Source organism: SAR86 cluster bacterium, assembly GCA_029268615.1.
Classification (GTDB): Bacteria; Pseudomonadota; Gammaproteobacteria; order Magnimaribacterales; family Magnimaribacteraceae; genus JAQWNM01.
The window spans coordinates 44,277-64,826 of record JAQWNM010000007.1 but is presented as its reverse complement, the minus strand read 5'-3'; the positions used below and the strand labels follow the sequence as shown (position 1 = coordinate 64,826).

Here is a 20,550-nt window from a genome sequence, read left to right as displayed (position 1 = left end):
TCAAAAATCAATGATCCAAAAAGAGATTAATTCTCCTAACTCACAATTGTTTAGTAAGAGACATATAGGTTTGAATGACTCTGAAATCCATGAAATGCTCAAGGAGGTTGGTTATAAAAGCCTTGAAGAATTCATCAAAAATGTTGTCCCCGAAGATATCTTTTCTAATTCTGGACTATCCATAGGATCTGAAAAAACTGAACAAGAAGCATTAATTGAATTAAAAAAAATAGCCAAAAAAAACGAATCTTATAAGTCTTATATAGGCCAAGGGTATTTCAATACAATCACACCTAGCGTGATACTTAGAAATGTATTTGAAAACCCAGGATGGTATACCTCTTACACACCTTATCAGCCTGAAATTTCTCAAGGCAGGTTAGAAGCTTTGATTAACTTCCAAACAATGGTATGCGATCTTAGCTCAATGGAAATAGCTAACGCATCATTATTGGATGAAGCTACAGCAGCAGCTGAAGCAATGACCTTATCTAAACGAATAGCTAAATCAAAATCAAATATCTTTTTTATTGATGAGCAATGCTTACCTCAAACAATTAATGTCCTCAAAACAAGAGCAAAACCTCTAAGTATTGATATAAAAATTGGTGATCCAAATAAAAGTTCATCTGATGATTACTTTGGGATAATTCTTCAATATCCTGCAGGAAATGGTGGCCTTAATGACTATACATCGATAGTTTCTCAAGCCAAAGAAAAGAAAGCTTTAACAATTTTTGCTACTGATCTCTTAGCCTTAACTTTAATTAAACCGCCTGGAGAATTTGGAGCTGACATAGCAATAGGATCTTCTCAAAGATTTGGAGTACCTATGGGATTTGGAGGACCTCATGCAGCTTTTATGGCTACCAAAGAAGATTATAGAAGATCATTGCCAGGTAGAATTGTGGGAGCTTCTATAGATAATCATGGAAATATAGCTTATAGGCTTGCTCTGCAAACACGTGAACAACATATCAGAAGAGAAAAAGCGACTAGTAATATATGCACTGCTCAGGCTCTTTTAGCTATTATGGCTGGTTTCTATGCCATCTATCATGGCGCAGCTGGTCTTAAAAATATTGCAGAAAGAATAAATTTATATACAAGATTATTAGCAAATAATATTAAGAAAAGTGGCTTTGATCTTGAATCAGATTCTTTCTTTGACACTGTTGTGGTGAAGACTGGAAAGAAAACACAAGACATCTTTAATCAAGCTTTAACTAACAAAATTAATCTAAGAAGAATTAATGAAGATAATCTTGGCATATCTCTTGATGAAACAACTACTCATGATGATATGCAGAATATAGCAAGTCTTTTTTCTAAGGCACTCGAAAAACAAGAAGGTAATGCAATAAAGAGTTCAATTCCTAGAAACCTAATAAGAAAATCAAAATATCTTAATCATAATGTTTTTAATAAGTATCACACTGAAACAGAAATGATGAGATATATAAGAAAACTTTGTGATAAAGACATAGCCTTGGATAGAGCCATGATCCCTCTTGGGTCTTGTACCATGAAGCTAAATGCCACGTCTGAAATGTTACCTGTGAGTTGGCCTGAATTTTCTTCAATACATCCACTTGCCCCGTCATCACAAATAAAAGGTTATCAGCAACTAATTTCTGAATTAGAAATTATGCTTCAGGATATTACAGGATATTCGGCTATTTCACTACAGCCTAATGCTGGATCACAGGGTGAATATTCAGGCCTTTTAGCTATAGATGCATATCACAAAAATCGCGGTGATGAAGCGCGAAATATCTGCCTTATTCCAAAATCAGCCCATGGTACCAATCCTGCTTCTGCGCAAATGGTAGGAATGAAGGTTATTCCTATTGAATGTGATAGTAAGGGCAATATAGATATAAGAGACTTAACAGAAAAAACAAAATTATATTCGAAGAATCTATCAGCTTTAATGATAACCTATCCCTCAACTCATGGAGTCTTTGAAACAACAGTTAAAGAAGTGTGCTCTCTAGTTCATGAATATGGAGGGTTAGTTTATATAGATGGAGCAAACTTCAATGCAATGGTTGGATTATGTTGCCCCGGAGAATTTGGAGGGGATGTTTCGCATCTTAATTTACATAAAACATTCTGTATCCCACATGGAGGGGGAGGACCTGGTATTGGACCTATCGGTGTTGTGAAAAAACTTGTAGATTTTCTTCCAAGTAATCATAATATGATTAATTCTCCAGTAGGTCCTGTTTCAGCTACAGACTGGGGAAGTGCTAGCTTACTCCCTATAAGTTGGATGTATATTAAGATGATGGGTTCAGATGGGCTAAAAAGATCCTCACAAATTGCTATTCTCAATGCAAATTATATAGCTTCTAGACTCCAACATTTCTATGAAATCCTTTATAAGGGTGATACAGGTTTAGTAGCTCATGAATGTATTATCGATGTAAGGCCTCTAAAAGAGAGTGCAAATATAGAAGTAGAAGATATAGCTAAAAGATTAATTGATTATGGTTTCCATGCACCAACAATGTCTTGGCCTGTTACTGGAACCCTAATGATTGAACCAACAGAAAGTGAATCTAAAAAAGAAATAGATAGATTTTGCGATGCAATGATCTCTATAAGACAAGAAATAATGAAGATAGAATCAGGTGAATTTGATGAAGAAAATAACATGTTAAAAAATTCTCCTCATACAGCTCACTATGTTACTAGAGATAACTGGGATCAGCCCTATTCACGTCAAATAGCTGCTTACCCAATGAAAGATCTTATCGAGAATAAATACTGGCCTCCTGTCGGAAGAGTTGATAACGTATATGGTGACAAAAATTTAATGTGTAGCTGTCCTTCAATGGAAGGTTTTGAATAGCTTTTTTTATCTATCTATAATTTCCCAACCTTTCTCTAGTGCAATTTTTCTCAAGCCATAATCTGGACTTACAGCAAAAGGCTTATCTGCATATTCTAAGAGAGGTAAATCATAAATAGAATCTGAATAAGCAAATACCTCAATATCATCTATTTTTGAATTATTGTTTAACCATTCCTTAATACTTTTAACCTTTTCTTTTCCAAAATTGGGGAGTCCTTTTATTTCTCCTGTAAAGATACCATTCTTTAATTCTGCTGAGGTTGATAAACTTTCCTCAATTCCTATTAAATTAGAGATCTCATGAACTATAAAATCCAAAGTACCTGAAACTATAATGCACTGATCTTCAGAATGTCTTGAAATTAATTCATTTGTTAATCTGTCAGTAAAGTCATTAAATATTTCTTTCGCAAATAATTCTGATAGAGATTTTACCTCTAAAAAAGACATCCCTTTGATTGGATTTAATAAAAATTTAATATATAGATTTATATCTAACTTGCCTTCCCTGTAGGCCTTTTCAAATATTTCTAGTTGCGATACAAAACCCTTTTCTTTTACAATTCCGTTCTTTACCATAAAATTAGCCCATGCTGTCTCACTATCTCCAGCAAGTAATGTATCATCAAGATCAAAGATAACTAATGACATAGTATAAAATATCAATTTTTTAAGTTCTAAGAAACATTATATAAGGAGACTCCTTTGACCGCACTCTTCAGTTCAACAGACGAATATAGATTAAATGCTGCTATTATTATAATAAATAAAGATGGAAAGCTTTTATGGTGCCAAAGAAAGAGAGAGAAAGGATGGCAATTCCCTCAGGGAGGAATAGATAAAGGCGAAACGCCAGAAGAGGCGATTATCAGAGAGACATATGAAGAAGTAGGACTAGAACCACATGATATTAATATAATTACCTGTTTGGATGAATGGCTATACTATGATATTCCAATCAGCAAAATAGGAAAATATATCCCTTCTAACTATAAAGGCCAAAAACAGAAATGGTTCCTAGCAGAATTGGTAAGCTCTGAATCCAAAATTAATTTAAAAAGACACGATCATATTGAATTTGATGAATGGCAATGGATCAGCTATTGGTTTCCAGTGTATGCAGGAGTTCATTTTAAACAGGAGCTTTACAGGAAAGCTTTAACTCTATTGCTTCCAGCATATAATAAGTTTATTCAGGGTAAAAAGAAAAAATAGACTTTCCGCACTTTTCTCCTCTAGCTTTAAATCTCATTTCGGAAACTTCATATAACCCATTTTTACTTATCGTTAGAACAGTTGTGCAACGTGTGCCATACGATTTAGAGGTAATAAACCTATATGGTATCTCCCCTATTGATGGAGTTAAGTAAGATGAGTTCTCTTCCTCTATGTTGCCTTTATCATGAAACATAAATTCAATATATCCTGAATGATCTTTAATAGATTCTTTACTTTTATTAAAGTCCTTTTTTACACTATTAGCTTTAGATTCTTCTGAATTTAAAAGGATATTTGATAGAGCATGAGTTCCGCTAATAAGACTAGTTACTGCAGATGATCGATTAGAAAAATAATGAACCCCACTCTTATCTCCTAAGATTAGGCTAAATCCAGAATAACTGTTTCCATCAATTTGATCAAAATAAGCTAATGCGTTAAATCCAGGATTTTCTAAATACTCCTTAATGAGTAAACCTCTTGATACTATATTTTTTTCTTTATTCACTGGTTCTTTATAATTAGTAATAGCACCAAATCTTCCATCTTTTCCTATACCCAACCAAGTTCCTCCTGAACTTATATCTTTTCCAGCCAATATTTCATGGTTATCTTTCCACCATTGCATTGGACTTGCCTGTCTTTCATAAAACTCATCCCGATTAGCAAATAAAACAAACTTATGATCAGTGGGGGGTTCAAAACTAAAGACAACTAAGCACATAATGTAAATATAAGTTTATAGACGAGCTTTAATGCTGGATAATGTAATTTCTACTGTGATTGAAATTATATTATATCTTTTACTGGGATCTATCTCAGGTATTTTAGCTGGACTCTTTGGTATTGGAGGTGGAATAGTTATTATTCCAGCTTTATTTTATATCTTTGGTTACTTGGAAATTTCCTCTTTAATCATTGCCCATCTAGTTCTAGGAACTTCGTTAGGTGTAATAGTTTTTAGTTCTATTTCTTCTAGTTTAGCTCATAGTAGAAACCTCAATGTCCAATGGGATCTAATAAAAATAGTAGTACCTGGAATAATTATTGGCTCTGCCTTAGGAGGTGTCACAGCAAGCTACTTAGAAAGTGAAACTTTAAAAAATCTAGTATCCCTATTCTTAATTGCAACAGCTCTTCAAATGATGTTTCAATTTCCACCTCCTGATGCATCTCCAAATACAAACAAGGTTGGTCCCGTAGTAGTCGGGGGTTTCATAGGCTGGTTGTCTGGAGTTTTCGGCATTGGTGGAGGAATATTCTCTGTTCCTTATTTCTTCCATAGAGGCCTTGGCATGAAAAAATCTATCGGAACCTCTGCTGTTTGCGGTTTTCCAATAGCCATGGCCGGCTCTGTTTCATATATGATTGTAGGATTTCAAGATATGGAACTTCCTGAATATACAATAGGATTTGTTTATTTGCCTGCGGCTTGTGTCATAGGTTTAGTAAGTATGATCACAGCTCCAATCGGAGCAAATATTGCTATAGGTGTTAATCAAAAAGCTTTGAGGAGAACTTTTTCTTTATTGATTATAATCATGGCACTTAACTTACTTCTTAGATGATAGACCAAGATATTAATAAATCTTACTGGAAATCAAATATAAAAATAATTTTAATATTATTACTTATCTGGTTTTTGTGTTCTTTTGCTCTTGGGATATTATTTGTAGATTGGTTGAATGGATTTAAAATAGGCGGTTTTAAATTAGGGTTTTGGTTTGCACAGCAAGGAAGTATTTTTTCTTTTGTTCTAATAATATTTATTTATGTTTTTTTGATGAAAAAATTAGATAAAAAATATACTAATAAAGAAGATTAGAAGTAATGTCAGTTCAAGCCTTAACTTATCTATTTGTAGGCTCTAGTTTTATACTTTACATATCAATAGCCCTGTGGACCAAAGCAAAATCTACTTCTGAGTTTTATGTTGCCGGAAAGGGTGTTAATCCTATTGCTAATGGCATGGCAACTGCTGCTGATTGGATGTCTGCAGCTTCATTCTTGTCTATGGCAGGTTTGATAGCTTTCGTAGGGTATGACGGAAGTGTATACCTAATGGGCTGGACAGGAGGATACGTTTTACTAGCTCTTTTACTAGCGCCATATCTTAGGAAATTTGGAAAGTTTACGGTACCTGATTTTATAGGTGAACGTTATTATTCTAAAACAGCAAGACTCGTTGCAATTTTATGTCTTATTTTTGTATCTTTTACTTATGTGGCCGGTCAAATGAGAGGAGTGGGAATTGTTTTTTCTAGATTTCTTGAAGTAGATATTGATTTAGGAGTGATTATTGGAATGGTAATAGTCTTCTTTTACGCTGTCTTAGGTGGCATGAAAGGAATTACCTATACTCAAGTAGCACAATATTGTGTTTTAATTTTTGCTTACTTAGTACCTGCTATATTTATTTCAATCATGATGACTGGCAATCCAGTGCCTCAGTTAGGCTTTGGCGACCAATTAATAAATAGTTCCACCTATCTCTTAGAAAAATTAGATCAAGTGACAGTAGACTTAGGATTTAATGGCTATACACAAGGTAGCAAGAGTACATTGGATATTTTTTGTATAACTGCAGCTCTCATGATGGGCACTGCCGGATTGCCGCATGTGATTGTAAGATTTTTTACTGTTCCTAAAGTTAGTGATGCAAGAAAATCAGCAGGTTATGCCCTTATATTTATCGCCTTACTTTATACAACAGCGCCAGCTGTTTCTGCTTTTGCAAGAATGAATCTAATTGATTCTCTAACTGACCTTAAGTATTCAGATGCTCCTGATTGGTTTAGTAACTGGGAAAATATAGGTCTTATTTCCTGGAAAGATAAAAATAATGATGGAATCATTAACTACGAATCTGGAAACTCTTTAAATGGAATAAAACCTATCTTCACTAACGAAAAGGGTCTTTATGGAGAAAGGTTAGTAAAAAATGAATCTGATTTAACGAATAACAATGAGGTATATATAGATAAAGATATTATTGTATTAGCTAATCCGGAGATAGCTAACTTACCTGGTTGGGTGATAGCGTTAGTTGCAGCTGGAGGCTTAGCTGCAGCTTTATCTACTGCTGCTGGCCTTTTATTAGTTATTTCTTCTTCAATTTCTCATGATTTACTAAAACAAACTTTTATGCCCAGCATAACTGAAAAACAAGAGCTAAGATATGCTCGAATAGCTGCTGGCTTTGCAATTGTTATAGCTGGACTATTTGGTATCTACCCGCCAGGTTTTGTTGCTCAAGTAGTTGCTTTTGCCTTTGGTCTTGCAGCTTCAACTTTTTTTCCAGTCCTATTCTTAGGAATTTTTTCTAAAAGAACTAATAAAGAAGGTGCTATTTCTGGAATGATTGCAGGTTTAATTTTCACCTCAAGTTATATAATATATTTTAAATATATTAATCCTGCTGCTAATGATTCTACGAACTGGTTCTTGGGGATATCTCCAGAGGGAATAGGTTTTTTAGGTATGATGTTAAATTTCTTAGTAGCCTATTCCGTATCATTCGCTACCCCAAAAGTACCAGAAAATATTATAAAATTAATAAATGATATTAGAAAACCAGAATGATCCTGCCCTATATTGATCCTATTATTTTTGAAATAGGCCCTTTAGCAATAAGGTGGTATGGACTTACATGGCTTATTGCGATACTTCTTATATATGGTATTTCTAGATATAGAATTAGAACTGTAAAGAAATGGGATGATGATAAATTACAAGAATTTATTTTTTATGGTCTTTTTGGGGCTATTTTAGGTGGCCGAATTGGTTATATGGTTTTCTACAATATAAATCAGTTAATAGCGGACCCCTTATCCCTCTTTTATATCTGGAAAGGGGGTTTATCATTCCATGGAGGACTGCTTGGCGTTCTGCTATTTACATATATATTTTCAAAAAGGAAATGGGAATCCACTTTCTTTGAATCAACTGATTTCATTGCTCCTGCTATTCCCTTGGGTTTAGGAAGCGTAAGAATTGGTAATTTTTTAAATTCTGAATTATTAGGTAGATCTACAGATGTATCTTGGGGAGTAATTTATCCTAATGACCCTACTGGTTTAATAAGACATCCATCTCAACTATACCAAGCTGCCACTGAGGGTATTATTTTATTTATATTTTTATACTGGTTTTCAAGAAGTGAAAGGCCTAGTAAATCTATTTCTGCAATGTTTTTAATAGGTTATGGCACTTTAAGATTTGTAACAGAATTTTTTAGAGAACCAGATCCTCACATTGGATATGAGTATCTAGATATTTTTACAAGGGGGCAAATCCTATGTATTCCCATGATTTTAATCGGCATCATGCTATTATTTATTTCTTATAAAAAAGTTTAATAAAATGCAACAATATTTAAATCTAATGAAGCTAGTAAGAGATACTGGCATAAAGAAAGAAGATCGAACAGGAACAGGAACTATAAGTATTTTTGGGCATCAGATGCGCTTTGATTTAGGAAAGGGATTTCCTATGATTACTACAAAGAAAACCCACTTAAAGTCGATAATATATGAACTGCTTTGGTTCTTAAAAGGATCAACGAATATAGAATATTTAAAAAAGAATGGTGTAAGTATTTGGGATGAATGGGCGGATGAAAGAGGAGAATTAGGTCCTGTTTATGGTTCTCAATGGAGATCATGGCCAGCCCAAGATGGAAACTCTATAGACCAAATAACGAACGTCTTATCTGAAATAAAATCTAATCCAAATTCTAGAAGATTGATTGTCAGTGCTTGGAATGTCGGTCTAATAGATCAAATGGCTTTACCGCCTTGTCACGCGTTTTTTCAATTTTATGTACTCAATAATAAGCTCTCATGCCAACTCTATCAAAGAAGTGCTGATATATTCTTAGGAGTCCCCTTTAATATTGCATCATATGCATTACTTCTTCTAATGGCAGCTAAGGTTTCTAACTTAGAGCCCGGAGAATTTGTGCACACTTTAGGAGATGCACATTTATATTTAAATCACTTAGCACAAGTAGAAGAACAACTATCTCGAACTCCTTTTGAGCTTCCTAAAATGGAAATTAAGAAAGAAACTAATAATATTTTTGACTTTGAATATGAAGATTTCGAACTTGATGGCTATGAATATCATCCACATATTCCAGCTCCGGTAGCTATCTAACCTTGAACTTTACAATAATAGCAGCAGTATCCAACAATCAAGTAATTGGCTCTTCTGGAAGAATCCCGTGGAGCATTCCTGAAGATTTAAAACATTTTAAAAAGCAAACATTAGGATCCATAGTTGTAATGGGAAGAAAAACTTATGAGTCTATAGGTAGACCCCTTCCAGACAGGACAAATATAGTAATTACATCTTCTTTGGAAAAGATAGATGGAGTGCTAATCTTCAAATCTATTAAAGATTTTATAGCAACGATTGATGGAGATAAAAAAGAAATTTTTATTATAGGTGGACAAAAGATATATGAAGCTTTCCTTCCTTTATCTAATAAACTTATTATTACTGAAGTGAATTTAGACATTGAAGGAGATACTTTTTTTCCTTTTTGGCCCCAATCTGAATGGCGTGAAATTTCTAGGCAAGAACAACAAGATATGAAGTCAGAATTTAAATATAATTTTGTAACCTTAGAAAAGATAATTTAAATACCCAAAGCTTTCCTCTTTAAGTCAAGAGCTACAACTCTTTCCTCTTCACCCATAGTATAGGTAATCCATTTTCTTGCTGAATCTTGAACTTTCTTTTTCTTTTCTTTTTGCTTCTTCTTCTTATCACTGTATTGCTTTTCAGCGACATCTATACATTTTCTAAAAGACGTTACTGCATCTTCCCATTTTTGGTTTTCAAAATTTATTTGACCTAATAACATATGAGCAGTAGCCGGATCCTTTAGTTTTCCTTTTTTTATACCTTCTTTTATAGCTTTTTCTGCATCCTTATAATCATCTAAAGCAAAATGCACTTGACCTAAAAAAATATAAAGTTCTCCTTCTTTTGAAAGTTTTGCAGCCCTTGAATAAATTGGCACTGCTTTATCTAATTCTCTTGCTGCATGCCAAGCTTGAGCTAAACGTTTTAAATTCTTCTCATCTTGCTTAACCGCCTCAATCTTTATTCCTGCATTTAATACTTTTGCTGCCTTATAGGGATTTTGATGCATCATTAGTAATTGTGACAATGCTACAAACTCGGCAGACTTGTCTAACAGGCCGTCATCAAAGGCTGCTTCTAAAGCACCTTGTTGGTCTAGTAATCTATCTCTATCTCCATAAAGACCAGCTAAACCTACCCAATAGAGTTTTTTTGGATAATGTGTAACCAAAATCTCATAAATAGGTAAAGGATCTAACTTCTGTTTAGTCTCTGAATAAAGAGCCATTTTTAACAAGTAATGATTTTCTGCCCCTACTCCCTTTCTTGTTTTTTTAGTTTCATTTCCTTCTTCATCAAGGATAGGTATATCTTTAGCCTCTTGGATATCTATAGCTACCTGGATGGCATCTATAGCTTTGTACCAATCTTTAAGTTGATAATAACCTTGAGCTAAAAGGGCATAAGCATCTGAACTTGGAAACTCTTCTTCATCTAGCCACCGTATTAAATACTTAACAGCCAGTCGATAATCCTCTTGGATATAGGCAAGTTGAGACAAAGAATACAGAGCATTATTTTTTTGTCTGTAATCTCCATCAGGCTCATCTATCAAACTCTGATAAGCGTTTATTGCTTCTTTGAATTTCTCTTGAGAGAAGTAAATATATCCATAATAGTACCAAGCTGTTGCTCTATCTGTACCTGTATAAATGTCTTCCCTGTCATATCTAATCTGTGACAATAAATCGGCAGATTCTGTCCATAGATCAGCTTCTATAAGGGGCTGTAATTGCTGGAAGACCTTTTGAGCCTTCCTAGAAGGAAGTTTTGTTCTTTTTCTTTTTTTCTTAGTTTTTGCTTTATTATCATCAGCCGCAAATAAAGAGTTACTCTTAAAATCAATAGGAGAAACCTCTACAAGCATTGGAACTAAATTAATACTTATAAAAACTATTAAAAAATTAATTAAAAATTTCTTCATACCATTCTATGCGCAACCTTCTGGAACATATTCTGAAGTCTTACCAGCATCCTCAATAACAAATGTAATTTGATTTAAAACCCCCGTAACTTCTACAGGATTACCGTCTCTAATCATTGGCTTATATTTAAACTTAAGAGCTGAACGAACTGCAGCTCTATCAAACATTCCATTCGGTTGAGACCAAACTACAACTGGATCTCTAACCGATCCAAGTTTAGTAACTACAAATTCTAACATCACACAACCTTCTATGCCTCTTTCTTGAGCTCTTCTTGGATATATGGGAGGTACTTTAAAAATTGGTACATAAGATCCATCTGCAAATACACCACTTCTTTTGCCTTTGAAGTTCATTTTAGGCCTAGGTGCAGAATTATCTATATCCGTTGGGGGAGTAAGATCAAACTCAGGTGGAAGAGTGTCCGGGGGTGGCTCTTCTTCTTTTGGCCTATCCATATCTGCCATCAATTCTAGATCTCTTTCTGGCATAGTGACGTCCACTATTCTAATAGCTTTGTCATCAAGTTCTACATCTCCTACTGCTATCAGAGCCTGCATCATATAAAAAAGCGCTACTGTTCCAATCAAGGCAACTACCGAGGTAGAGCCTAGCTTCTTAATTTGTCCTTCCGAAAAATCCATACTTTAATTTTATTTCTAATATTAAATTTTTGGTTCCGATGCCAATGATATTGCATAAACGCCAGCATCTCTAGACTGATCCATAACTGCAATAATTTTATCCGCTGTGGCTCTTTCATCTGCTTGAATTACAACTGTGCCTTGAGGATTGTCTGCCAATAATTTTGTAATATTTGCTTTTACTTGTCTAACATCCACTCTCCTTCCATCTATCCAAATATCTCCTGTAGCACCTATAGCAATTAAAATGGCTGCATTTTCTTGTATATTAGACGTTTCAGCATCAGGCCTGTTTACTTCTAATCCAGGCTCTTTAATAAAATTAGCAGTAACAATGAAAAATATCAAAAGAATAAAAACCACATCCAACATAGGAGTTATATTAATATCATCTTCTTTTGCAACTGCCTGACTTATTGGTGATCTTCTCATAACTATATTCCTATCTATTTATTCAGATACTAAATGATCTGATAAAGAATCTATCTCATTTTTAGCTTTATTTTCTAAAATCTGTTTTGCTACTTGCCCAGGTATCGCTATTGCCAGACCTGCCATAGCAGGTATTGTTGCTCTAGATACACCTCCAGCCATAGCTTTTGCATCCCCTCCTCCAGTTACTGCAAGTAGATGAAACACTTCTATCATGCCAGTGATGGTACCAAATATACCAAACAACGGAGCAACTATTACACAAACTTTTATGAGAGATAAATTTTGCTTTATGTTCTCAGTTGTGGTTGAAATTAACATTTGTCTAATTGCCAGAGATTCCCATGAATTTTTATCTGCCCTAGATTCCCATTTATGAATTGTGGAATTAATGACATCATTATGAGTATATTGAAAATACCAGATTCTCTCTAAGATCAAAAAAAACAGAACGAATACAAGTATTCCTATAAGGTAAAGAACGTCTCCGCCTCTCTGTAAAAACTCAAATAAGGCGTCCGCGGCATCGTAGAAAAAAAACATCTACTTTTTCCTTTTAACTAGCCTGACTCTCAGAACGTTCAGCTACCATTCCAACACTTTGCTCCTCTATTGTTGCCAGTATTCCTTTAGAGTAATTGTTCACAATTGCATGCATAAAAGTTGTTGGTATAGCCACCATCAATCCTAACCAAGTTGTCACTAAGGCTACTGAAATTCCACTTGCCATTGTCTTTGGATCTCCAGTTCCAAATAAGGTTATCATTGTAAAGGTTTCAATCATTCCAATAATTGTTCCAAAAAGTCCACCTAATGGTGCTACTACAGAGACTAGTTTGATCATCCATATCCAAGCCTCAATAGGGGGCCTCTCTTGAAGAATTTGCTCAGCCATCTTCAATTCTAAAGTATCTGTATCAGAATCTTTGTTATCTTCAGCAACCTTTAATACCCTTCCTAGGGCATTATCTACTGAAATTGAAGTTGCTGCCAATTGATCATTCACTGCATTCCTAACTCCGTACAAGAAATAAAATCTCCAAGCGAATAATAGCACTGTTAAAAATCCTACAATTAATATGATATAGCCTACCGGACCTCCAAGTGACATTCTTTCAATAGTGCCTGGCATGGTAATTAGACTTGATAAATAGGTTCCTCCTTGCGGACCGGTTGGGTCTACAGCAAATTGAACAGGGAAAGTATCACTCCCAAAAAGATCTCCCGTAGAGGATGTATACCTTCCTGGTGGTTGAGATGGCAATTCTTCATACATCCCTCTTCCAGAGGAGTATTGCAAATATTCTCCATCTGATACGGTATTGAATACTCCAACTCTAACTACATCCCTAGTTTCAACTTCGCCATCAGTACCAATTACATTTGTTGAGAATTTTGTTACTTCACCTTGAGCAGTAATTTCTCTTTGAAGTTCATACCAAAGAGTTTCTAGTTCAGATATAGAAGCAAGCTTAATGCCTTCAGCCATTTTCTTGGCTAAGGTAGACATAAATTCTTCTCTTTCCTTACCAAATTGACCTGCCGTAACAGATTCCTGAAAAATATCTCTAGCTTCTGTAGCTGTTCCAGCTATATGACCAAATATTTCGTTTAAAGAACCTAGATTTTCTTTTAATTGTGCTTCAGCAACAACTAATAGGGCTTCATTTGCTTCAAATTTGACTTCTAATTGTTTTGCTATCCTTTCTAACCTAGCTCTTTCTGCTTTCTCATCTGCTAAAAGTTTAGTCTGTTTGTTTTTTTCAGTCCTAAATCTCTGTTCTCTCTGTCTCTGATCTTGGGAATCAGCAAATTGACCCTGTCGGACTATTTCTAAAAGTTCTTGAGGTGTTGAAGGTGAATCAACTTCATCATCTGTAGTTTCAGTCTCTGCCGACGATAAAGGCAGAATCAATATTAAAGGTAGTAATAAAGCTATTTTCTTTAACGATTTCATTTGCTTTCCTCCGCGTAAGGAACAGGCATTTCAAGCATATCAACTGTAGCTAACCTATTAGCTATTCTTAAACCTTTCCTGGTTGGGTTTCTATAACTCGACCCAAGTTCTATCCAACTTCTTGACTTATTATCCCAAGCCAAAGCCTCAGTCTCATCTGCTGTTTGAGCGATCAAAGAAAGTCTACCTATTCTGAGAATGTTCACCTCAGTTGGGTTACCATCAATTTCAACTGTATCTTTATAAGCATCCAGTTTTCTGCCATATTCAGCTTCTACCGTAAATGCTTCCATAACTTGTCTCAAGCCTTCAGCAGGCGAAACTGTAGGATTATCAAGAGCTGCCTTAGCAAAAGCAATCCTCTCCTTTCGTTCTGCTAAGTGAAAAGGCATATCTAATTCAATTGATTTCTCAACCCCTGCCAACATCCTTCTAGTAAAAGGAGGTATTTGGCGTTGCATAACTTGGGCTTCTTTTAAAGTCTTATCAATTTCCTTTAAACGCTCTTCTTGTCTTTGAATCTGTTTTCTTAATTGAGCGTTGTATACCCGTAAGCCCTCGACCTGTTTACTAACTTGTTTATATTCATTGACTATCAATGAAGTATCGTCTTCCATTTGGTCAATTTTTATTTGAGATGTTGTTTCTAGTTTCTGCCTTTCAAGACCAATATCTAAAATAGGCCTTATTTGATCAGCCATAGCTGAGTAAGTTGAGATTATCAAACTTATAAACGCTGCGAATCTAATTAAAAAACTAAACATTCGCTCCTCCTTAATGAGTTATAGAATGGCTTCATTATAAATAGATTAAAAAATCAGACAACTTTGTCTATTCATTATTCTCCCCTTACATAAAGATGATAAAATCTTTATTTAATTGCAGATTTAGATCTAATAATAAAACCTGACGTGCGACTATAAAGTGTATTTTCTAACAAATCAACGAGAAATTTGTGTCCTTATTTAACCTCTTCTCATGGTATTTAGTTTTCCTGTTGTTTACTTACTCTATTGTTTATTTTTTAAACACTAAAAAAAGAGATAAATTAAATAGAATATTCATTCTTGGTATTACCATTCTAATATCAAATTGGTTGCTTTTCTTAATTCAGGCAACTATTTATTCTCAAAGTATTTCCATAAGGCAATGGATTTTGAATATTACATTAAGCATTTCAGCAATAACTCTTTTAATAGGAAAACTAGAACTAAAAATGCCAGAAGAGTTAAATTCCATAAACTTAACTAAGGTAGAAATGTATGTTTATGGTTTTCTTAGAACAGCTTTAATGAACTTTTTTATTGTACTTCCTATTCTTTCTATTCATCATATGCCTGGCTCTTATAGTCTTGGAATGCTAGATCTGTTTGCTCTTTTGTTATGGTTAACTGGCATTTTCTTCTTATATAATCCAAAAGTTCAAAATCAAAGAGTGAAATTTTTTAGCTTGATGTCTCCATTTTGGGCCTTTTATTTTATGGCACTTAGTTCTGTCTCAAGTTATTGGATTATAATTTTTCCTATAATAGGATCTTATTACTTATTTAAAGTTGACTATCAATATAATAAAAATTAAACGGCTATAAAAGTTATGTATAAAATTATTAATCTATTAATACCTCATAGAGTTTTAACTTTATTAGCTGGAAAGATTGCTTTCTCTAAAATTAATTGGCTAAAAAATAGTTTAATCAAGTTATTCATATGGGCCTATAAGCCAAGGATGGAAGAAGCTATTTATAAAAATCCAGAGGAATATGAAAGTTTTAATGACTTTTTTACTAGAGAATTAATTCAGAGAAGATTTATTTCTAAAAATAAATTAGAAATATTATCTCCTGTTGATGGAATAATTTCTGATTATGGTTTGATAGATAAAAAAATCTTAATTCAAGCCAAAAATTTTAACTATTCAACTTCAGATTTATTACAAGATAAAAATATCGTGGAAGAACTTAATCTTAAAGCTTTTATTACACTTTATCTTGACCCAAGTGACTATCACAGAATTCACGCTCCAGCTAGCGGAAAAGTTCTTAGAACTAGATATATTCCAGGTGAACTTAATAGTGTCAATGACACTTCTCAAAAAAATATACCTTATTTATACATAAAAAATGAAAGAGCTTGGATGGAAGTAAAAACTGATTATTTCTCATATATCTTAGTTTTCGTTGGAGCATCAATTGTTAGCGGAATAATACCCTTCTGGCATCAAAAAGATAACTATCAATACAATCACATCCTTAAAAGTTGGGAATTAGGTCCTAATAATAACCAAAATATTATCGACCAAACCCAATATTTAGGTCATTTTTCGTTTGGATCAACGGTTATAATGTTAATCTCAGAGAATATTGACTTAAAAAGATTAGAGAGAGATAGGTATAAAAAGAAGCAACGTTTTGGTGATGTTTTAATTAGATTTGGCAGCAGTTTAGCTGCCATTAAAGAAAAAGGAGAGTAATTTGGTTTCATTTTCAACAAGCGATTTCAAGCCTGGGCTAAAAGTTATAATAGATAATGCCCCTTGTTCAATAATTGAGGACGAATTTGTAAAACCTGGTAAAGGTCAAGCTTTTAGTAAAATCAAATATAGAAATCTACTTACAGGGAGGGTTGGAGAAAAAACCTGTAAAGTTGGGGAATCTCTAGAATCTGCTGATGTTACTGAATATGAAATGCAGTATTTATATAACGATGGAAATGAATGGTTCTTTATGAACTCTCAAACTTACGATCAAGTTGGTCTTAATAAAAACTTGATAAGCTCTACTTCTAACTGGCTCAAAGAAGAAGATATTTATAAACTAACCTTTTGGGATAATAATCCTATCATGATCCAAGCTCCCAATTTTGTAGATCTTGAAGTAACTCAGACTGATCCAGGACTTAAAGGAGATACAGCTCAAGGAGGCACCAAGCCTGCAACTTTATCAACTGGCATAGTTGTTAAGGTACCTCTTTTTGTATCGGAAGGAGAAGTAATTACAATAGATACTAGAACGGGCGAATATCAAGGAAGAAGTAAGTAAATTATATCTACTAACTACAAGATATATGAAAAAAGAACTCTTCAACCTGATAAAAGAATCAATACATCAAATTAAAAATGTTGAGAACATTGAAAATGTTATTTCTAAAATTGAAATAAGTGAAACCAAGAATAAGATTCATGGAGACTTCTCTACAAATATAGCTCTAATTCTTGCAAAAGAATTAAATAAATCTCCTATTGAACTTGCCGAAATATTAGTTTCATCTTTTACTAAAATACAAAACTTAGAAAAAACTGAAATAGCAGGACCAGGATTTATTAACTTTTTTATTTCAGATCATTCTCATTTGAAAATTATCTCTATTGTTCATCTAGAGGGTAATAAATTTGGAAGGATTGAATCAACTAATAAGTCCCTTAATATTCTAATTGAGTATGTTTCCAGCAACCCCACTGGCCCTCTTCATGTTGGTCATGGCCGAGGCGCAGCCTATGGCTCTACTATATCTAACCTTCTTAGGGCTACTGGACAATCTGTAGAAGAGGAATATTACGTCAATGACTTCGGAAGACAAATGGACATCTTAACTTTAAGTGTATTCATTAGATATATTGAACGATGGAAAGAATTAGAGATATCTTATCCTGAAAACTGCTATCAAGGTGAATATATAAAACAAATAGCCTTTAAATTACCTAAACCAAATAATTCTCTTCATCAACTCTATTCCAATGAGTTTTTAGAAGAATTAGTTAAAAAAATGAAAGATTGTTCAAATGATAAAGCTCTCGATGAACTGACAAATTTTACCAAAGGTTGGAAAATAAACTTAAAGAAAAAAGAAAAACAACAGCCAGAATTCGAGGAAATAAGAGAATATGCTCTTCATTCTATATTAAGTAATATTCAGAAGGATTTAGAGTCTTTTGGAGTCAAACATAATAATTGGTTTTATGAATCCACTTTATATGATGACAAAAAATCTGACTCCGTTGATATAGTAGTTAAAGATCTAAAAAGTAAAAAACTTATTTTTGAAAAAGAAGGAGCTATCTGGTTCCGATCTTCAGCTTTTGGTGATGACAAAGACAGAGTGGTCATTAGAGAAAACCTTGAAAATACTTATTTTGCTTCTGACATAGCTTACCACCATAATAAATACAACAGAGGATTTGATAAAATCATAAATATTTGGGGCTCAGACCATCATGGATACCTCCCAAGAGTTTCTGGAGCTATAGAAGCTTTGGGGCATGATAAAGACAAATTGCATATTATATTTGTTCAATTTGCCAATCTTATAAGAAACAAAAAGAAAGTTTCTATGTCAACTAGAGGAGGGAATTTTGTTAGTTTAAATGAGTTAATAAATGAAGTTTCTCAAGATGCAGCTAGGTTCTTTTACATCATGAGGAAAGCAGACCAGCATTTGGATTTCGATTTGGACTTAGCTAAAGATCAATCTAAAGATAACCCTCTTTACTACATCCAATATGCCCATGCAAGAATATGTAGCATCCTAAAAGAAAGTTCTAATGAGTTTAATTCCGAGATCGCCTTAGAACGGGAAGATTATCTTAGTTTTTTAAATTCACCTGCCGAAATTGAACTTTGCAAACAACTTAAAGTTTACCCTGAAATAATACGAAATGCAGCTGAAAAATACGAACCACACCTTGTCTGTTATTTCTTAAGAGAATTAGCTTCTAATTTCCATTCCTACTACAACAACGAAAGAATTCTTATAAAAGACAAAGAACTTCAATCTTCTAGACTACTTCTCATTGGAGCAATAAAACAAGTTTTGGCAAATGGTCTGGAAATAATTGGGGTAAGCGCTCCTGAGAGTATGTAGGATTATGGCAGCCAATAAAATTGAAAATCGAGTGAAAGAATTGAAAAAAAATATCAATAAACTAACTAATGATATTGATATAAATAATAAATCATTGAAAATAATAGGTGCAAGTAAAGCTAAATCTTTTCAAGAAATATCTTATGCTTATAATGCAGGTATAAAAGATTTCGGAGAAAATTATCTCCAAGAGGCTCTACCTAAAATAATTAAGCTAAAAAATCAAAAAATTCATTGGCACTTCATTGGATCTATACAAAAGAAAAAATGTAAAGAAATAGCTTTTAATTTTGACTGGGTTCATACCGTAGATAGAATCGAAATAGCTGAAAGACTAAATAAATTTAGGGAAGAGATGTCAACAAAACTAAATATATGTATCCAAATTAATGTAGATAATGAGAAAACTAAATCTGGAATCAAAATTAATGATTTAGAATGTTTTTCTGATGAATTATTATCCTTAAAAAATCTTGAAATTAGAGGACTGATGACTCTTCCAAAAAAAACAGTTAATACTTCCATGCAAAAAGAAAGCTTTTCCAAGCTTAGAAGAGCTCTTTCAACTCTGCAAGTTAATTTTCCTAATGCTCAAGAACTCTCTATGGGAATGTCAAATGATTATCCTCTTGCCATTAAACAAGGTTCCACAATGGTAAGAATAGGAACTAATATCTTTGGAAAAAGGAAATAAATATGAAAAGTAATATAGGTTTCATAGGTGCTGGAAATATGGCATCTGCTTTAGTATCTGGACTTATAAATAGTGGTCATGATCCTAAGAACCTAATGGCAAGCTCACCTGAACCAGAACATTTAGAAAATATGAGGGACTCTTTTGAAATTCTAACTTCTAACGATAATATAGATATTTTTGATTCTTGCGATACAGTAGTCTTAGCAGTTAAGCCTCATAATATAAGTGACGTTCTAAGAAGTATAAGCCAAGTAGTTTCTAAAGAAAGACACTTACTAATATCTATAGTAGCTGGAGTTTTAATCAAAGATATAGAGGCTAATCTGACTAATGAACAGAGAATTATCAGAGCAATGCCCAATACTCCTGCTAGTATTAAGCTTGCTGTATCTGCTCTTTCATTTAACAGCGAAGTTAGCCCAAATGATAAAAAAATAGCTGAAAATCTTTTTAATTCTGTCGGAACTACTTGCTGGCTAAAAGAAAGTTCTTTAGATCTTTATACCGCTTTAATAGGTTCGGGACCAGCCTATATATTCTATTTAATTGAATCTCTTTTAGAATCTTCCAAAGAATTAGAATTAGACCAGAATACAACGAAAAATTTAATAGCTGAAATGATAATTGGATCTGCTCAACTTGCAAAATTAAGCGCTGATTCGCCTACTATCTTAAGACAAAAGGTTACCTCTCCGGCGGGCGTGACTCAGAAAGCCCTTGAAGTATTTGAAAAAGAAGGTATCAAGGAAAGTATTATGCTAGCCATAAAAGAAGCAAAAAAAAGATCTGAAGAGTTGGGGAATTAAAAT

General features: G+C 33.6%; 22 protein-coding genes. 14 read left to right on the top strand and 8 right to left on the bottom strand.

Annotated elements, in window-relative coordinates; all coding sequences use genetic code 11:
• Window positions 1–10: 10 nt before the first annotated feature.
• On the top strand, window positions 11–2,857 hold the full coding sequence (gcvP, locus tag P8J93_02805) for an aminomethyl-transferring glycine dehydrogenase (protein ID MDG2060732.1): 2,847 nt from the start codon (window positions 11–13) through the stop codon (window positions 2,855–2,857).
• Between the two features lie 6 nt (window positions 2,858–2,863).
• On the opposite strand, the gene P8J93_02800 is transcribed toward gcvP, so the two are convergent.
• A complete protein-coding gene (locus P8J93_02800; protein ID MDG2060731.1) occupies window positions 2,864–3,511 on the bottom strand; it encodes an HAD-IB family hydrolase in 648 nt (215 codons plus the stop codon).
• A gap of 54 nt (window positions 3,512–3,565) precedes the next feature.
• Here P8J93_02800 and P8J93_02795 point away from each other — a divergent pair, with 54 nt between their 5' ends.
• Window positions 3,566–4,075 (top strand): RNA pyrophosphohydrolase, encoded by a 510-nt coding sequence (locus tag P8J93_02795; GenBank protein MDG2060730.1) that lies wholly within the window; start codon window positions 3,566–3,568, stop codon window positions 4,073–4,075.
• On the opposite strand, the gene P8J93_02790 is transcribed toward P8J93_02795, so the two are convergent.
• The gene (locus tag P8J93_02790) at window positions 4,050–4,802 is read right to left on the bottom strand and encodes an NRDE family protein (protein ID MDG2060729.1); all 753 of its coding nucleotides are present in this window, start codon (window positions 4,800–4,802) and stop codon (window positions 4,050–4,052) included. The genes P8J93_02795 and P8J93_02790 overlap by 26 nt on opposite strands.
• 31 nt (window positions 4,803–4,833) lie before the next feature.
• Between P8J93_02790 and P8J93_02785 the strand changes: the two genes are divergently transcribed.
• The 6 genes from P8J93_02785 to P8J93_02760 are packed head-to-tail and all read left to right on the top strand — an operon-like array spanning window position 4,834 to window position 9,723.
• Window positions 4,834–5,646: a sulfite exporter TauE/SafE family protein gene (locus P8J93_02785; GenBank protein ID MDG2060728.1), complete on the top strand. Its 813-nt coding sequence runs from the start codon at window positions 4,834–4,836 to the stop codon at window positions 5,644–5,646.
• Window positions 5,643–5,903 carry a DUF4212 domain-containing protein gene (locus tag P8J93_02780; GenBank protein MDG2060727.1) on the top strand — a complete coding sequence of 87 codons (261 nt, stop codon included), beginning with the start codon at window positions 5,643–5,645 and terminating at the stop codon, window positions 5,901–5,903. The genes P8J93_02785 and P8J93_02780 overlap by 4 nt, the downstream gene beginning before the upstream one ends.
• A 5-nt stretch (window positions 5,904–5,908) precedes the next feature.
• Window positions 5,909–7,660, top strand: coding sequence for a cation acetate symporter (locus P8J93_02775; protein ID MDG2060726.1), 1,752 nt, complete (start codon window positions 5,909–5,911; stop codon window positions 7,658–7,660).
• Window positions 7,657–8,436, top strand: coding sequence for a prolipoprotein diacylglyceryl transferase (gene lgt / locus P8J93_02770; protein MDG2060725.1), 780 nt, complete (start codon window positions 7,657–7,659; stop codon window positions 8,434–8,436). The genes P8J93_02775 and lgt overlap by 4 nt, the downstream gene beginning before the upstream one ends.
• 4 nt (window positions 8,437–8,440) lie before the next feature.
• Window positions 8,441–9,235: a thymidylate synthase gene (locus P8J93_02765; protein ID MDG2060724.1), complete on the top strand. Its 795-nt coding sequence runs from the start codon at window positions 8,441–8,443 to the stop codon at window positions 9,233–9,235.
• A gap of 2 nt (window positions 9,236–9,237) precedes the next feature.
• Complete coding sequence (locus P8J93_02760; protein ID MDG2060723.1) at window positions 9,238–9,723, top strand: dihydrofolate reductase; 486 nt, start codon at window positions 9,238–9,240, stop codon at window positions 9,721–9,723.
• On the opposite strand, the gene P8J93_02755 is transcribed toward P8J93_02760, so the two are convergent.
• From P8J93_02755 to P8J93_02730, 6 genes are read right to left on the bottom strand one after another with little or no spacing between them, the layout of a single operon-like run.
• Window positions 9,720–11,153 carry a tetratricopeptide repeat protein gene (locus P8J93_02755; protein ID MDG2060722.1) on the bottom strand — a complete coding sequence of 478 codons (1,434 nt, stop codon included), beginning with the start codon at window positions 11,151–11,153 and terminating at the stop codon, window positions 9,720–9,722. The genes P8J93_02760 and P8J93_02755 overlap by 4 nt on opposite strands.
• 6 nt (window positions 11,154–11,159) lie before the next feature.
• A complete protein-coding gene (locus P8J93_02750; protein ID MDG2060721.1) occupies window positions 11,160–11,798 on the bottom strand; it encodes an energy transducer TonB in 639 nt (212 codons plus the stop codon).
• A 21-nt stretch (window positions 11,799–11,819) separates the two neighbouring features.
• Window positions 11,820–12,230: a biopolymer transporter ExbD gene (locus P8J93_02745; protein MDG2060720.1), complete on the bottom strand. Its 411-nt coding sequence runs from the start codon at window positions 12,228–12,230 to the stop codon at window positions 11,820–11,822.
• Window positions 12,231–12,248: 18 nt separating this feature from the next.
• On the bottom strand, window positions 12,249–12,773 hold the full coding sequence (locus P8J93_02740) for a MotA/TolQ/ExbB proton channel family protein (protein ID MDG2060719.1): 525 nt from the start codon (window positions 12,771–12,773) through the stop codon (window positions 12,249–12,251).
• A gap of 13 nt (window positions 12,774–12,786) precedes the next feature.
• Window positions 12,787–14,187: a MotA/TolQ/ExbB proton channel family protein gene (locus P8J93_02735; GenBank protein ID MDG2060718.1), complete on the bottom strand. Its 1,401-nt coding sequence runs from the start codon at window positions 14,185–14,187 to the stop codon at window positions 12,787–12,789.
• The gene (locus tag P8J93_02730; protein ID MDG2060717.1) at window positions 14,184–14,951 is read right to left on the bottom strand and encodes a DUF3450 domain-containing protein; all 768 of its coding nucleotides are present in this window, start codon (window positions 14,949–14,951) and stop codon (window positions 14,184–14,186) included. Before P8J93_02730 ends, P8J93_02735 begins: the two co-directional genes overlap by 4 nt.
• Window positions 14,952–15,343: 392 nt before the next feature.
• On the opposite strand from P8J93_02730, the gene P8J93_02725 reads away from it, so the two are divergent.
• Genes P8J93_02725 through proC form a run of 6 tightly spaced genes read left to right on the top strand, consistent with a single transcriptional unit; the run spans window position 15,344 to window position 20,547 of the window.
• Window positions 15,344–15,766, top strand: a complete 423-nt coding sequence (locus P8J93_02725) for a hypothetical protein (protein MDG2060716.1) — start codon at window positions 15,344–15,346, stop codon at window positions 15,764–15,766.
• A 15-nt stretch (window positions 15,767–15,781) separates the two neighbouring features.
• Entirely contained in the window at window positions 15,782–16,657 is an 876-nt protein-coding gene (asd, locus tag P8J93_02720) for an archaetidylserine decarboxylase (protein ID MDG2060715.1), read from the top strand.
• Window position 16,658: 1 nt separating this feature from the next.
• Entirely contained in the window at window positions 16,659–17,225 is a 567-nt protein-coding gene (efp, locus tag P8J93_02715; protein MDG2060714.1) for an elongation factor P, read from the top strand.
• A gap of 25 nt (window positions 17,226–17,250) precedes the next feature.
• Window positions 17,251–19,044, top strand: a complete 1,794-nt coding sequence (gene argS / locus P8J93_02710; protein MDG2060713.1) for an arginine--tRNA ligase — start codon at window positions 17,251–17,253, stop codon at window positions 19,042–19,044.
• 4 nt (window positions 19,045–19,048) lie between these two features.
• On the top strand, window positions 19,049–19,738 hold the full coding sequence (locus P8J93_02705) for a YggS family pyridoxal phosphate-dependent enzyme (GenBank protein MDG2060712.1): 690 nt from the start codon (window positions 19,049–19,051) through the stop codon (window positions 19,736–19,738).
• A 2-nt stretch (window positions 19,739–19,740) separates the two neighbouring features.
• Window positions 19,741–20,547 carry a pyrroline-5-carboxylate reductase gene (gene proC, locus P8J93_02700; protein ID MDG2060711.1) on the top strand — a complete coding sequence of 269 codons (807 nt, stop codon included), beginning with the start codon at window positions 19,741–19,743 and terminating at the stop codon, window positions 20,545–20,547.
• Window positions 20,548–20,550 lie beyond the last annotated feature (3 nt).

Bases quoted from the DNA above. Each gene is read 5' to 3' on its own strand.
- P8J93_02800 (MDG2060731.1), bottom strand. From the start codon at position 3,511: ATGTCATTAGTTATCTTTGATCTTGATGATACATTACTTGCTGGAGAT.
- P8J93_02775 (MDG2060726.1), top strand. From the start codon at position 5,909: ATGTCAGTTCAAGCCTTAACTTATCTATTTGTAGGCTCTAGTTTTATA.
- P8J93_02780 (MDG2060727.1), top strand. From the start codon at position 5,643: ATGATAGACCAAGATATTAATAAATCTTACTGGAAATCAAATATAAAA.
- P8J93_02790 (MDG2060729.1), bottom strand. From the start codon at position 4,802: ATGTGCTTAGTTGTCTTTAGTTTTGAACCCCCCACTGATCATAAGTTT.
- asd (MDG2060715.1), top strand. From the start codon at position 15,782: ATGTATAAAATTATTAATCTATTAATACCTCATAGAGTTTTAACTTTA.
- P8J93_02785 (MDG2060728.1), top strand. From the start codon at position 4,834: ATGCTGGATAATGTAATTTCTACTGTGATTGAAATTATATTATATCTT.
- argS (MDG2060713.1), top strand. From the start codon at position 17,251: ATGAAAAAAGAACTCTTCAACCTGATAAAAGAATCAATACATCAAATT.
- P8J93_02745 (MDG2060720.1), bottom strand. From the start codon at position 12,230: ATGAGAAGATCACCAATAAGTCAGGCAGTTGCAAAAGAAGATGATATT.
- P8J93_02740 (MDG2060719.1), bottom strand. From the start codon at position 12,773: ATGTTTTTTTTCTACGATGCCGCGGACGCCTTATTTGAGTTTTTACAG.
- P8J93_02765 (MDG2060724.1), top strand. From the start codon at position 8,441: ATGCAACAATATTTAAATCTAATGAAGCTAGTAAGAGATACTGGCATA.
- P8J93_02730 (MDG2060717.1), bottom strand. From the start codon at position 14,951: ATGTTTAGTTTTTTAATTAGATTCGCAGCGTTTATAAGTTTGATAATC.
- lgt (MDG2060725.1), top strand. From the start codon at position 7,657: ATGATCCTGCCCTATATTGATCCTATTATTTTTGAAATAGGCCCTTTA.
- gcvP (MDG2060732.1), top strand. From the start codon at position 11: ATGATCCAAAAAGAGATTAATTCTCCTAACTCACAATTGTTTAGTAAG.
- P8J93_02735 (MDG2060718.1), bottom strand. From the start codon at position 14,187: ATGAAATCGTTAAAGAAAATAGCTTTATTACTACCTTTAATATTGATT.
- P8J93_02750 (MDG2060721.1), bottom strand. From the start codon at position 11,798: ATGGATTTTTCGGAAGGACAAATTAAGAAGCTAGGCTCTACCTCGGTA.
- P8J93_02755 (MDG2060722.1), bottom strand. From the start codon at position 11,153: ATGAAGAAATTTTTAATTAATTTTTTAATAGTTTTTATAAGTATTAAT.
- P8J93_02705 (MDG2060712.1), top strand. From the start codon at position 19,049: ATGGCAGCCAATAAAATTGAAAATCGAGTGAAAGAATTGAAAAAAAAT.
- proC (MDG2060711.1), top strand. From the start codon at position 19,741: ATGAAAAGTAATATAGGTTTCATAGGTGCTGGAAATATGGCATCTGCT.